General features: G+C 40.0%; 14 protein-coding genes. 9 read left to right on the plus strand and 5 right to left on the minus strand.

What is annotated here, in order from left to right:
• Nucleotides 1–92 precede the first annotated feature (92 nt).
• The 4 genes from ACW2QC_RS19685 to ACW2QC_RS19700 all read left to right on the plus strand — a co-directional run bounded on the left by ACW2QC_RS19685 (nucleotide 93) and on the right by ACW2QC_RS19700 (nucleotide 3,099).
• A complete protein-coding gene (locus tag ACW2QC_RS19685; protein ID WP_457545631.1) occupies nucleotides 93–1,667 on the plus strand; it encodes an FMN-binding glutamate synthase family protein in 1,575 nt (524 codons plus the stop codon).
• Nucleotides 1,668–1,786: 119 nt separating this feature from the next.
• Nucleotides 1,787–1,933 (plus strand): hypothetical protein, encoded by a 147-nt coding sequence (locus ACW2QC_RS19690; protein WP_457545632.1) that lies wholly within the window; start codon nucleotides 1,787–1,789, stop codon nucleotides 1,931–1,933.
• Between the two features lie 339 nt (nucleotides 1,934–2,272).
• A complete protein-coding gene (locus ACW2QC_RS19695; RefSeq protein ID WP_457545633.1) occupies nucleotides 2,273–2,560 on the plus strand; it encodes a DUF5327 family protein in 288 nt (95 codons plus the stop codon).
• A gap of 170 nt (nucleotides 2,561–2,730) precedes the next feature.
• The gene (locus ACW2QC_RS19700; protein WP_457545634.1) at nucleotides 2,731–3,099 is read left to right on the plus strand and encodes a DUF423 domain-containing protein; all 369 of its coding nucleotides are present in this window, start codon (nucleotides 2,731–2,733) and stop codon (nucleotides 3,097–3,099) included.
• 24 nt (nucleotides 3,100–3,123) lie between these two features.
• Here ACW2QC_RS19700 and ACW2QC_RS19705 read toward each other — a convergent pair whose 3' ends face one another.
• From ACW2QC_RS19705 to hemQ, 3 genes are all read right to left on the minus strand, one after another.
• Nucleotides 3,124–3,375, minus strand: a complete 252-nt coding sequence (locus ACW2QC_RS19705) for a hypothetical protein (protein WP_457545635.1) — start codon at nucleotides 3,373–3,375, stop codon at nucleotides 3,124–3,126.
• 160 nt (nucleotides 3,376–3,535) lie between these two features.
• Complete coding sequence (gerQ, locus tag ACW2QC_RS19710) at nucleotides 3,536–3,958, minus strand: spore coat protein GerQ (protein ID WP_457545636.1); 423 nt, start codon at nucleotides 3,956–3,958, stop codon at nucleotides 3,536–3,538.
• Between the two features lie 319 nt (nucleotides 3,959–4,277).
• Nucleotides 4,278–5,027, minus strand: coding sequence for a hydrogen peroxide-dependent heme synthase (gene hemQ, locus ACW2QC_RS19715; RefSeq protein ID WP_457545637.1), 750 nt, complete (start codon nucleotides 5,025–5,027; stop codon nucleotides 4,278–4,280).
• 247 nt (nucleotides 5,028–5,274) lie between these two features.
• Between hemQ and pta the strand changes: the two genes are divergently transcribed.
• Nucleotides 5,275–6,246 (plus strand): phosphate acetyltransferase, encoded by a 972-nt coding sequence (gene pta, locus ACW2QC_RS19720; protein ID WP_457545644.1) that lies wholly within the window; start codon nucleotides 5,275–5,277, stop codon nucleotides 6,244–6,246.
• A 34-nt stretch (nucleotides 6,247–6,280) separates the two neighbouring features.
• On the plus strand, nucleotides 6,281–6,454 hold the full coding sequence (locus ACW2QC_RS19725) for a hypothetical protein (protein WP_457545638.1): 174 nt from the start codon (nucleotides 6,281–6,283) through the stop codon (nucleotides 6,452–6,454).
• A 45-nt stretch (nucleotides 6,455–6,499) separates the two neighbouring features.
• On the opposite strand, the gene ACW2QC_RS19730 is transcribed toward ACW2QC_RS19725, so the two are convergent.
• Nucleotides 6,500–7,351 (minus strand): lipoate--protein ligase family protein, encoded by an 852-nt coding sequence (locus tag ACW2QC_RS19730; RefSeq protein WP_457545639.1) that lies wholly within the window; start codon nucleotides 7,349–7,351, stop codon nucleotides 6,500–6,502.
• Between the two features lie 101 nt (nucleotides 7,352–7,452).
• Here ACW2QC_RS19730 and ACW2QC_RS19735 point away from each other — a divergent pair, with 101 nt between their 5' ends.
• From ACW2QC_RS19735 to ACW2QC_RS19745, 3 genes are all read left to right on the plus strand, one after another.
• Nucleotides 7,453–8,769 carry an HD domain-containing protein gene (locus tag ACW2QC_RS19735; RefSeq protein ID WP_457545640.1) on the plus strand — a complete coding sequence of 439 codons (1,317 nt, stop codon included), beginning with the start codon at nucleotides 7,453–7,455 and terminating at the stop codon, nucleotides 8,767–8,769.
• Nucleotides 8,759–9,268: a YwgA family protein gene (locus ACW2QC_RS19740; RefSeq protein ID WP_457545641.1), complete on the plus strand. Its 510-nt coding sequence runs from the start codon at nucleotides 8,759–8,761 to the stop codon at nucleotides 9,266–9,268. The genes ACW2QC_RS19735 and ACW2QC_RS19740 overlap by 11 nt, the downstream gene beginning before the upstream one ends.
• 108 nt (nucleotides 9,269–9,376) lie before the next feature.
• A complete protein-coding gene (locus tag ACW2QC_RS19745) occupies nucleotides 9,377–9,901 on the plus strand; it encodes a YwhD family protein (protein WP_457545642.1) in 525 nt (174 codons plus the stop codon).
• Between the two features lie 210 nt (nucleotides 9,902–10,111).
• Here ACW2QC_RS19745 and ACW2QC_RS19750 read toward each other — a convergent pair whose 3' ends face one another.
• Nucleotides 10,112–12,178 carry a transglycosylase domain-containing protein gene (locus ACW2QC_RS19750; protein ID WP_457545643.1) on the minus strand — a complete coding sequence of 689 codons (2,067 nt, stop codon included), beginning with the start codon at nucleotides 12,176–12,178 and terminating at the stop codon, nucleotides 10,112–10,114.
• Nucleotides 12,179–12,364: the final 186 nt, after the last annotated feature.

Here is a 12,364-nt window from a genome sequence, read left to right on the forward strand (position 1 = left end):
CTTATAGAAAAGAGTCCAGCAGTTACGTCGCATGTTCTATCAACTACGAAATGTAAAAAGCAACAAACATTAAAAAAGGGGGATGATTTGCAATGACGACAGGGTTGTTAATTACATTGATCGTCATCATTGGCATTTTGATTGTAGTACCATTACTAATTTTTTTACGTATTTATTTATCTGATCAGAAACAAAAGGAGCATTCCATTTTACGGAATTATCCAGTGTTAGGAAAAGTGCGGTATATTGCGGAAAAGGCTGGTCCAGAGTTTCGCCAATACCTTTTTAACAATAACAATGAGGGTAAACCGTTCAACCGGCGTGAATTTGAGTATGTCTATAAGGCAGCTAAATATAATAGTCGGATGATCGGGTATGGATCGGAACGGGATTTTGCTGAGGAAGGTCTATACATTGTCAACAATATGTTTCCGAGTCAGCGAGAGGAAATGAAAATTGACCAGCAGCCGAAGATTAAGACAAGGCTTTATACGATTGATAATGAAAAACTTCTCAGTCGTAAAGAACACCATGAGGAGGATATTCTTAATCCATTCTATTTAACAGATGACGAAGCTATTATTCTAGGAAAAGACACCGTTAGAAATCCGTTTAAACTAAAAGGGATAATCGGTCAATCGGCAATGAGCTTTGGTTCATTAGGAGACCATGCTATAACCGCACTTTCCAAGGGATTAGGTATGGCCGGGGGGACATGGATGAACACGGGAGAAGGAAGTATCTCACCATACCACCAAAAAGGTAATGTGGATATTATCATGCAAATAAGCCCTGGTTTGTTTGGAGTGCGCACAAAAGATGGGGAATTTGCTTGGGAAGCTTTTAAAAACAGAAGTGAAATCGAGCAGGTCAAAGCATTTGAATTAAAATTAGCGCAGGGTGCCAAAACTCGTGGCGGCCATGTTGAAGGAAGTAAGGTAACCGAAGAAATTGCTGAAATCCGCAAAGTAGAACCAGGTGTAACCATCAACAGTCCAAATCGGTTCCGTGAGTTTGATGATGCAAAAGGGTTGTTGGAGTTTCTCGATAAATTGCGTGACGTTGGTGGAAAGCCAGTTGGAACAAAGATTGTCGTCGGCGATGAACAGCAAGTAGAAAGTTATGTTCAAGCGATGAAGGAAACAGGTATTGTTCCTGATTTTATTACGGTTGACGGTGGAAACGGTGGAACAGGTGCATCTTATTACGAATTGGCCGAATCGGTCGGGTTACCAACATTTGCTGCCTTGCCACTTGTTGATGATATGTTGAAGAAATATGAACTTAGAGATCGAACCGCTATTATTGCTTCCGGGAAATTACTTACGCCAGATAAAATTGCGATGGCATTAGCTTTAGGAGCGGATTTAATTAATATAGCTCGTGGTTTCATGCTTAGTGTTGGATGTATCATGGCACAAGTCTGTCATACGAATAACTGCCCAGTTGGTGTCGCAACAACCGATCCGAAGCTGCAAAACGCGTTAAGTATTGAGGAGAAAAAGTACCGAGTATGTAACTACTTAATTGCACTTCGCGAGGGTGTATTTGAAATGACGGCTGTTGCAGGCTTGGATAGTCCGACTAAATTTAATCGTGAACATATCATTTATAAGGACCGTTTCAATCGTGCAAACAAAGTAATGAGTTATTCGCATACAAACTAATGCATATAAATTATCTGTCAATTTGTTAGATTTATAATTTACTGTTGATTCTTTACCTCATTAACTGTAGAATATAAGGTAGAAAATTATCGTTCTCGTTAATGGGGGGATATAGCGTAGTGGAGAGCTTTTTAGCTGTATTAGAAGATACGAAAGAGAAGCTTGGCAGGCAATTGCAAACAAATGAAATAGAATTTTTGCAATGGGTTTATGATCGCTATAGCGAAGAAGAGCAACAGAAGGAGAAAAATATATGTATATCGTGAAACGTTTGTAAGAAGTCTTGGGAAACCAGGGCTTTTTAGTTTGTTCATAAACTTGTCCTTTCAGTGCGTGTTCAAAAAGTTGCCAAATTAGAAGCAAGAAGGTCGAGGCGGCGTAGTCTTGAGGACCGGAATGTAGGCAAAATCTACATGAGGACCGGACTTGCACAGGACGTGCTGACTTCTGCGTTGGCTATTGACGTGGGCGGGTTTAGTAGAAGTTCCTTTGCCGCCAACGAAGAGATTCGCCGCTTATCATTTGGTGACTTTTTGAACAACCTCTTTTAGCTATTGGGAGTTATCGTGTTATACTTAAGCAAGTTCGATTAAAGGAGCGGTTCTATGGCGGTAACAACGAATACTGTAATCAAAAAAATGATGAAAGAAGTACAGCAAGTAAATAAACAACAAGCGAATCAGCAAGTAATGATGCAACATGTTGCTAATGTGAAGCTGTTATGTGAGTTACTATTGGATGAAGAAGATTCATCGGTTTTAACTAGTAGTGACATATCGGCGAGTGAAATGAAGGCAATGATGGGCGTTTCCGATCATCCGTCAGTTAGGAAGCAATCGGAGCATGAAGCGATCGACCATGATGCGAATGGTAAATCAATTTTTGACTTTTAGAGGTTGTTCAAATCGCACTAAGAAAAAGTGTATTTCTTTTTCGAGGACGTGCTAATGTCAACGTTGGCTATTGACGTGACGTTCTTAGTCGACCTTGCTTCTAATTTGGCAACTTTTTGAACAAGCACTTTTAGAGATATATACTTTAAAATATGAGGGAGAGAGTGAAGATGAAGTTATTTTTATTGCTTAGTGCAATAAATGGGTTTCTTGCTGTGGCATTAGGAGCCTTTGGGGCACATGGCTTAGAAGGAAAACTATCAGAAAAGGCATTGGCGACCTGGGATAAAGCGGTCACCTATCAAATGTTTCATACAGTGGCATTACTTTTCACAGGATTATTAATCGCCAAGATCCAGACTGGCGGTATGATGTGGGCAGGCTGGTTGTTCTTCATTGGTATCCTGCTATTTTCTGGAAGCCTTTATATCTATTCCACGACGGGAATTAAAACGTTCGCGATGATTACTCCACTTGGTGGCGTAGCATTTTTAATCGGCTGGGTTTTATTGGGGTATGCTATTGTGAAACATGTATAAGGAAGCCCAGAACACAAATAATCTTTAGAGATGGGAAATCAAATAGGTAGTAAAAATAAATAATAAAATTGCCTGTAACATGTGTTTTCCTGCACGGTTTGTTTGGTGTGTTTGCCATTCGACAATTGCACCGCTAAACATGCTTAAGGCAATCAAGTACAATGCTAGAATAATGATGAATAAGAAGCCTTTTATTAAGGCAAAAACCCCGACTAAAGCAGCGATGAGAATGGCAATCAGTTCCAATCGAATGAACTTTTCAGATGGATGTCGCATATAATTATCCCCTTTTGGGTGAACAGAGAAATAATAGTGAAAAAGGATGACGCATGATGGGACAAATACGATTCCATATGGTCATCCTTTTTGTAGGATTGTAAGACAAATGGTTCTGGATAACCGATTACGATAATTTATTGGTTACATACATGTACGGCTATCTTGATGGATAAGTAGACATTTGACCATATGGATAATTATAATTGAGTTCCTCATCAAATGTAATGTAATCAAGGTATACCATCAATAACAAGTAACGCTTATTCGTTTGTGGATCTCTTAAAATAATGTGATCTCGGCCGGCCGCTTCAACGACACCTTTAAATACCTTTTCTTGACTGTTTTCGAATGTCATGTATACGTTAGCAAGCTTTCCTTCGTTTAGTCGCAGAATATTTTCGATATACGATTGTTCTGCAGGTAGCTGACTTGGTGCTCCAGGTGTTGGCTGGACTTGCTGTTGTTGAGGGTATTGTTGTCGGTAGTCGTATACGGGATAGTAGGCTTGTGATGTTTGCGGATAATAGTAATAAGGATATGCTTGGTATGCTTGATTGCTAGTATCTTTTTTCTCGCTCATAAAAAAACCTCCTAAAATAAAATGGTAAGGAAAATCTGGGGACTAAGGTGGAATAAAGTAATTGACTGAGCCAATTACATTTCATTTGGCCTCGGTAGGCATCACAGCCATAAAGTACACCCCATTTCTGTATATCTCTATGCTGGGCCTTTTACTGATGTGTATGAAATTTGGAGAAGATGTATGACAAAATAAAAAGGATAGGGAAGGCGTGTAGAAACGAGAAAGAGGTATCTTGGTTGCGTGTAGTGGCTTCTTCATGGTCGAGAGAGCGTTATTCATTAAAAAAGCTTTCTGCATTGTGCAGAAAGCTTTCAAATTATACTTGTAAAAAAGCTGCAACATTTTCTTTCGGCAAATGGTTCCCAACAAAGAATTCACCAAATTCACCGTAACGTGCACTAACCTCATCAAACCGCATTTCATAAACGATTTTCTTCAATTCAACAGCATCATGGGCAAATAATGTCACGCCCCATTCCCAATCGTCAAAACCAAAAGAACCAGTAATGATTTGTTTTACTTTACCGGAATACTTGCGACCTGTTTTACTATGTTCATATAACAGTTTTGCGCGTTTATCAAATTCAAGAGAGTACCAGTTGTCTTCTCCTTGTCGGCGTTTATCCATTGGGTAAAAACACATATGCTCCCACTTTGGTAAAATTGGTTTGAGCCGTTCTTGAATTTTTGGAAATGATTCCAGGTCTGCCCCGCCTTTTGGTTCGGAGTACTTGGAAAGTTCGACAACGGATACATAAGAATAGGACGGTCTGAGATATTCAGCAAATTTTGTTTTGTTGAACTCGGTTTCTAGTTCATTTAGTTCAACCATTGTTGGGCGAAGAAACATGAACATGATGTCCGCTTTTTGTCCAACTACAGTATACACTACATGACTGCCGTTTTTTTCTTCTTCAACATTTTCCCATTTTGTTAACAATTGTTCGAACTCATGAATAGCTGCTTGTCTTTCTTCACTAGATGCCATTTTCCATGATGTCCAATCAATGCTTCTGAGGTCATGTAAACAATACCAGCCATCCATTGTTTCAACTGCTTCGGCCATTCTATATCTCTCCTTTAGTTTCGGTGAATAGTACGTATCATGTTTTTACTATATCATAATTAGGGGATAATAATCATGGAGAACGATCAAGGTCTTAGGTGCAAGTACTAGTGGGAGAGCGGATGCTGCTTAATTGTGAAGAATTAGTGTCAAAACGATCGATTTGGATTATGTTTTCGAACTGTCTTTCTTTCATTAGGAAATGTAATCAATTATCATTTTAAGTAGCAGGAAAGGAGGTTTCATGATGAGTAATCTATTTGAAACGTTAGAAAAGCAAGTAACCAATACGAATAAGCAAATTGTTTTTCCTGAGGGTACGGATGAGCGGATTTTAATAGCGGCAAGTAAACTTGGAACAGCGGGGATTTTAACACCGATTCTATTAGGTGACAGGGATCATATCGAGCAGAAGGCTGAAGAGATTGGTGTTGATTTGACTTCATGTAAACTAACGGACCCAGCAGCATTTGCTGAATTTGAGCGGATGGTTGAAACATTTGTCGAGCGCCGCAAAGGAAAAGTCACAGCTGATGATGCACGAAAAATTTTGCTAGATGAAAATTACTTTGGTACGATGCTTGTTTATATGAAGCAAGCTGATGGTTTGGTAAGTGGTGCTACGCATTCAACAGCTGACACCGTTCGACCAGCACTACAAATCATTAAAACAAAAGAAGGTATCCAAAAAACATCTGGTGTCTTTGTTATGGTGCGTAATGAGGAAAAGTATGTTTTTGCTGATTGTGCCATTAATATAGCCCCAAATAGTCAAGATCTTGCGGAAATCGCAGTAGAAAGCGCAGAAACGGGGAAATTGTTCGGCGTTGAACCGCGAGTGGCAATGTTGAGTTTTTCCACGAAAGGCTCTGCTAAATCAGAAGAAACAGAAAAAGTTATCGAAGCAGTGGAATTGGCAAAGGGAAAAAATGGTGAATTACTAATTGACGGCGAATTTCAATTTGATGCTGCATTTGTGCCTAGTGTTGCCAAGAAAAAGGCTCCAAATTCTATATTGGGTGGAAATGCCAATGTATTTATTTTCCCAAGCTTGGAAGCGGGAAATATCGGCTATAAAATCGCACAACGCCTCGGTGGATTTGAAGCGGTTGGCCCAATATTACAAGGGTTAAATCAACCAGTAAATGATCTATCCCGAGGCTGCAGCACCGATGATGTTTATAAATTGGCATTAATTACTGCTGCACAGGCGGAATAGAATGGTCGAAAATAACTGAATGAGGTATTACAACATGAAAAAGCTTGTCGACTCGAAGTTGCAAGCTTTTTTATTGTGGTGTAATGGCGAGTGCCTGCGTGTAGGTGAATATCGGCGCGAGAGCGGAAACATCGGCGGGAAAGCAGAAACATCGTCCCGAAAACAAAAAACATCAGCCGGAACAGTGTGCGGAGTCGTGAGGCATTGACTATAATCGCACACCTATCGTCCCAAGAGCCGCCCCGCCAACTATTCACTCCATGTCAATAATCCCTTCATTCCGTTTTCTCATCTGTTGCAAACGGGTTTGGAATGTTGCTAGTTCACGATCTGAAAACGCCGAAACAACGACTTCATCACTTAATTCTTTTAAGGTTGAATGGACTCGCCTTTTCATTTCTTCCATAGTCAATTCCATATCAAGTAACTCTGACAAAGAGGCCATTGTTGCTGGATCAACTTCTGGATATGTGAATTTTGTTTCGCCATCCTGAATACTGACGTCATAAAACTCCCGTATTAGTGCTGCGCGTTCACTTCCACTACCTTCCACATCCAGGTAAATTTGAATAGCTGCACCATCTTTGATTCGGCGCTGGGAAATTCCGGCAAATTTTCGTCCGTGGATGCTTAAATCATAATCACCTGGACAATAGGAGCCGACGATTTCGTAAGCCTCTATTTTGTCAGTAAGGTCACGTAACATGTATTGAACAAAGCTGACCATTGCTTCGTAGCATTCATGAATTGTTATATGTTTTACACCTGGCAATACAAGCGATATATTTAAAACTCCCTCATCTAAAGCTACGGCAAGCCCGCCAGAGTTTCGAACGACAGCCTGATATTCGTGATCGTGAAGCAGACGGATCCCCTCCTCAATAAAAGGCAAGCGTGCGTCTGGAATGCCAAGCACGACTGTATTGGGATGAACCCATAACCTTACAGAAGGTGGGGAATCTCCTTCGCTAACAGACATAGCTAATGCGTCATCAATCGCAAATGAAGTCATTGCGGAAACTGGCACATCGTTGAAATAATTGTCGTTAGATTGATCTATATAGCGAAATGTCGTATGACGAACAATTTCTTTCCAAGTTTTCATTATGTTCTCCTTCATTAAATTCCTATGTACCTCTTTTTAACTTTGACTATCTATTATATAATAAAACAAAACTGTCGAAAAGAAACGGGTTGTTTTTAAAAATGGCTTATAAAGATGAACAATTAGATGAGGAAAAGGTTTTTAAAGATCCAGTACATAGATATGTCCATGTAAAGGATTTAGTAATATGGGACCTGATTGCGACACCAGAATTTCAGCGGTTGCGACGTATTAAACAACTGGGGACAACCAACTTAACCTTTCATGGTGCGGAACATAGCCGGTTTAACCATTCGTTAGGTGTTTATGAAATTGTCCGGCGAATTATTTATAATTTTAAAGATCGGCCTCACTGGAACAACGATGAGCGACTGTTATGCCTTTGTGCTGCATTGTTGCATGATTTGGGGCACGGGCCGTTTTCTCATTCATTTGAAAAAGTATTTAAGCTTGACCATGAATACTTTACCCAGCAAATTTTACTCGGTGATACGCATGTGCACACGATTTTGGAGCGGGTTGAAGCGGGATTCTCTCAAAAAGTGGCCGATGTCATTGCCAAAACGTATGAAGATAAATTAGTTGTCAGCTTGATATCCAGTCAAATTGATGCTGACCGGATGGACTATTTGCAGCGTGATGCCTATTTTACCGGGGTTAGTTACGGCCATTTTGACATGGAGCGGATCCTACGGGTGATGCGCCCGATTGATGATCAGGTTGTGATTAAATCAAGTGGGATGCATGCGGTGGAAGATTATATTATGAGCCGGTACCAAATGTATTGGCAAGTCTATTTTCACCCAGTTACAAGAAGTGCAGAAGTTATTTTGTCAAAAATTCTACACCGTGCGAAGTATTTGTTTGAGCATAATTATACATTTAAGTTGGAACCAACACATTTTGTTTCCTTTTTTAATGAAAAAGTAGATTTGCAGGAATATGTAAAACTGGATGAAGCGATCGTTTTCTATTATTTTCAGCTTTGGCAGGAGGAAGATGACGATATTTTGCGTGATTTGTGCGAGCGATTTATGAACCGTCGCTTGTTTAAGTATGTGGAATTCAATCCAAATCTACAAATGAATGAGTGGATGGAATTATACCGTTTATTTCAAGGTGTTGGGATTGATCCAGAATATTACCTTGTTGTTGATTCGTCATCAGATTTGCCATATGATTTTTATCGTCCTGGTGAGGAAGAGGAACGGTTGCCAATTCATTTGTTAATGCCGAATAACGAGCTTCGAGAATTGTCAAGGCAATCCGATATTGTTGAGTCCATTTCCGGGAAAAAGCGAACGGATCACAAATTATATTTCCCCGCTGATTTCTTGAACAAGCTTACTGATGATGATGTGAAGAAACGAATGTTAGAACTTTTATATGGTGAAGGAGCGGAAAACCATGTTGACTAATCATGCTAAATTAATGCAATTTTTCTCGGTTGCAAAGGAAGTTACAGGACGGAAAAAACTGCAGAAAATGATCTATATTTTACAGAAAAATCATGTTCCGTTTGAGGAAAAATATCAATTCCACTTTTATGGGCCATATTCGGAAGAGCTCTCACTAAGGGTGGAAGAGTTGACGAATCTAGGGTTTATTACGGAAGAAAAAGAGGAGAAAAGCAGTTATTATCAATACAATTATAAGATAACTAGTGATGGTAAGGAGTTTTTAAACCAATTTGCCTTGGACATGCCGGATTTTACGAAAAAAGTGGACATGCTTAAATCAAAGAGTTCACGTTTTCTTGAGCTTGTTTCGACGATGTTGTTTTTCGATGACTTATCAAAAGACGAAGTTGTTCAAAAAGTTCATGTCGTCAAACCAAAACAGAAGTATTCGGATGAAGAAATTAGGGAAGCTTGGCTGTTTATTGATGCATTAAACGAAAATCCACCTGTGTCATAGTATTCTAAAGGGTTACCAGTTTATAAAAGTGCGCCGTAGCGATTGGATGAAATTGACTTCTAAACTATGCTACAATAATAGGCAATAGCAAAATAGGAGGGTCCTTGAATGAGTTCAGATCAATCTGCTAATCAAAAGAAAAGTAATCCATTTACGATAATAAAAGACGATCCACTTGATGGCGATAAAGGATATGGCGCTGGATCGATCAGTCTTGAAAATATGTCCCCGGTAATTGTTGATCCGAATGAAGATCGAGCGTTTGTTGATATGGGTGCTATGCATGCGCGTAGTGAAGTGGAGCGCCGTGTGAAATTCTTACCTGATAAAGATGCAGTTCCAAATGGCAAATTGTATTGGATTGTTTGGGTAACTGTTGAAAATGGGGAAAACGGCCCTTATTTTTCCGGCGTATGTGGCAGTGAAATTCGGGTTGACCGTTCCATTAAACGAGCATACAAATCCATGCCTGAGCATGTGACACATATGGAAAAGTCTTTAAAAGGGAAAGTTATGGTCGAGCATATGGATGAGCATTCCAAGCATTTGTTAAAAGACTTTCTTGTTGACTTTAATGGTGGTGAAATGTGGAAAAATTCTACCGATGAATTGAAGCAAGCACTACCAGAATAATGAACAATTTGTGAACGAATCATGAACAATTGCTTAAATTCTTGTGCTTTACGATAGAAATTTGTAAAATATGTATACATGGGCTTACACATGTATTACTAGGACAAAAAAGAAGCTGACTCAACAAGTGGGACGGACCCCGCTGTGTGTCAGCTTCTTTATTTTTATTGTGGCTTTGGCATTAAATAATGTCACCAGCATGTCATTCACCTAAAACAGCATCTCGAATATTTCTTGCAATATACCGTCTTTTTCCTTTGTGTCATCCTGTTCCCTTTTATCCTGTTTCTTCAACTTATGCTCCTCATCTTCTGGTAAATGTGTGGAGCAATAGTCCTTTGGTTCAGTCCCCTTTTTAAAATACATAACCCGACGATGTGGACAATAAGACGTTGCACGCGCGCCGGACTCGGGATCAATGGCCACACCGACAACTCCGTTTGGAACATCGAACTTATTGTTGGATACATCTTCGTGGGCTGCTTCCATGAATGCTGCCCAGACATTTTTGGCGTAGGACACTTCAGCAACCTTTTCCACCTGGCGATTGTCGTCATATCCTGTCCAAATACCGGTTACAAGGTCAGGACTATACCCAATCATCCAGCTGTCTGAATTGGTTGTCCCAGATTTTCCAGCATATGTATGTGTGAGTTGATCCGCGATCGTGGACCCTGTTACAGCCATGTATCCATTTAACGAACGATCAAACATTCCAGTCAATAATTGAGTTAAAATGAATGTCCGCTGCGGATCTAATACCTGTTTACCAGTCGAATTTTCACGTTCATAAACGACTTTCCCTTTTCGATCAACGATTTTTTCAATGGTATGACCAGTAATTTTCTGACCGCCATTTGCTAACATGCCGTATCCTGTCACCATTTCTTCCACAGATACAGATGCTGTTCCTAATGCGAGTGAGGGGACAGATGGTAATTTGCTGTTAATCCCAAATGTACGAGCCGTGTCGATTAATTTCTCAACTCCAAGGAAGAGGTTGGTTTTCACTGCATATACGTTGTCAGACAGTGCTAACGCTTGTGCAAGTGTAATCGGTTCATTGGCATAATAACCATTGAAGTTACTTGGTTGATAGACATCTCCATCCTCTAATTTGAACACTGTTGGCTTACTCATCAGCTTTGTGGTCGGGGTATAGCCGTTTTCCAATGCTGCATAATATAAAAATGGCTTGAATGTAGACCCCGGCATCCGTCTTGCTTGGATGGCGCGATTGAATTTACTTGCTTGATAGTCACGGCCGCCAACTAATGCCTGAATTCCACCTGTAGACGGGTCCATCGCGATTGCACCAACTTCCATCTTACTGCTGTCTTGAAAAACAGCATCAATTTTTGCTTCCAGTTGTTTTTGTTGCTCCAAATCCAATGTTGTGTAAATCTGGTAGCCACCGGAACGGATTTGCTCCTCATCAAGTTTTAAAATAGTTGCCGCATCCTGTAAAACAGTATCCTGAAAATATGGTGCTGTCCGATCCTCTTTCTGTTTTTTTGGTTTTGCAAACGCTAATTTTTCACTTGTGGCCAAAAAATAAGTTTCTTGATCAATTACGTCTTTTTCCAAAAGTAATCCGAGGATCCACTTCTGCCGTTCTTTGGCATTTTCCATATTGTTAAAGGGCGAATAATAGGTGGGCCCTTTCGGGATTGCAGCAAGCATAGAGGCTTCAGCGAGGGATAGCTCATCTGCTGATTTGTTAAAAAAATACCTGCTGGCTGCCTCCACACCATATGCGCCATGTCCATAGTAAATCGTATTTAAATAGCCCTCCAAAATTTCATCCTTTGAATAAAACATTTCCAAGCGGACTGTATAAAAGGCTTCCTGTAGTTTACGTGTCCATGTTTTATCAAATGATAAATAGAGATTGCGGGCATACTGCTGTGTCAGTGTACTGGCACCTTCTTTTAGCGACATATTTTTTAGATCAGTCCAAATTGCACTAGCAATACGTGGAATGTCAAAACCGTTATGGTCATAAAAATGTTGATCCTCGGCAAGTAATGTTGCTTTAACAAGCTGGTCTGACATGTCGTCTAAATCAACCCAATAGCGACTTTCATTTCCGCTTTCTTCGCCAATCACCTGATTGTCTTTGCTGTAATAGATCGTATTTTGATCGGTTGTAAGCTTGGGCGGACCGAGTAGAAAGCTAACCAAATAAACACCAGCCACAAACGTAACGGCAAGCAACACCATTCCAATCGATATTTTCAATAAAAAGCGCTTTTTTATCTTTTTCCAACTCATCATTTTTAGCTCCAATTTTCATGTTGTATGCATTTTTACCATTATGGGAAAAGATAAACAGATATAAACACGGCCCAAAGAAAAAATGTTGACAATGTAGAAACGCCCCTCCTATGAGTGGGCGTTTTTACATCGGCGCGAGAAGCAAAACATCGGCGCGAGAAGCAAAACATCGGCGCGAGAAGCAAA

The organism is Virgibacillus sp. FSP13, from assembly GCF_054048505.1.

Bases quoted from the DNA above. Each gene is read 5' to 3' on its own strand.
- ACW2QC_RS19685 (WP_457545631.1), top strand. From the start codon at position 93: ATGACGACAGGGTTGTTAATTACATTGATCGTCATCATTGGCATTTTG.
- ACW2QC_RS19695 (WP_457545633.1), top strand. From the start codon at position 2,273: ATGGCGGTAACAACGAATACTGTAATCAAAAAAATGATGAAAGAAGTA.
- ACW2QC_RS19700 (WP_457545634.1), top strand. From the start codon at position 2,731: ATGAAGTTATTTTTATTGCTTAGTGCAATAAATGGGTTTCTTGCTGTG.
- ACW2QC_RS19705 (WP_457545635.1), bottom strand. From the start codon at position 3,375: ATGCGACATCCATCTGAAAAGTTCATTCGATTGGAACTGATTGCCATT.
- gerQ (WP_457545636.1), bottom strand. From the start codon at position 3,958: ATGAGCGAGAAAAAAGATACTAGCAATCAAGCATACCAAGCATATCCT.
- hemQ (WP_457545637.1), bottom strand. From the start codon at position 5,027: ATGGCCGAAGCAGTTGAAACAATGGATGGCTGGTATTGTTTACATGAC.
- pta (WP_457545644.1), top strand. From the start codon at position 5,275: ATGAGTAATCTATTTGAAACGTTAGAAAAGCAAGTAACCAATACGAAT.
- ACW2QC_RS19725 (WP_457545638.1), top strand. From the start codon at position 6,281: ATGAAAAAGCTTGTCGACTCGAAGTTGCAAGCTTTTTTATTGTGGTGT.
- ACW2QC_RS19730 (WP_457545639.1), bottom strand. From the start codon at position 7,351: ATGAAAACTTGGAAAGAAATTGTTCGTCATACGACATTTCGCTATATA.
- ACW2QC_RS19735 (WP_457545640.1), top strand. From the start codon at position 7,453: ATGGCTTATAAAGATGAACAATTAGATGAGGAAAAGGTTTTTAAAGAT.
- ACW2QC_RS19740 (WP_457545641.1), top strand. From the start codon at position 8,759: ATGTTGACTAATCATGCTAAATTAATGCAATTTTTCTCGGTTGCAAAG.
- ACW2QC_RS19745 (WP_457545642.1), top strand. From the start codon at position 9,377: ATGAGTTCAGATCAATCTGCTAATCAAAAGAAAAGTAATCCATTTACG.
- ACW2QC_RS19750 (WP_457545643.1), bottom strand. From the start codon at position 12,178: ATGATGAGTTGGAAAAAGATAAAAAAGCGCTTTTTATTGAAAATATCG.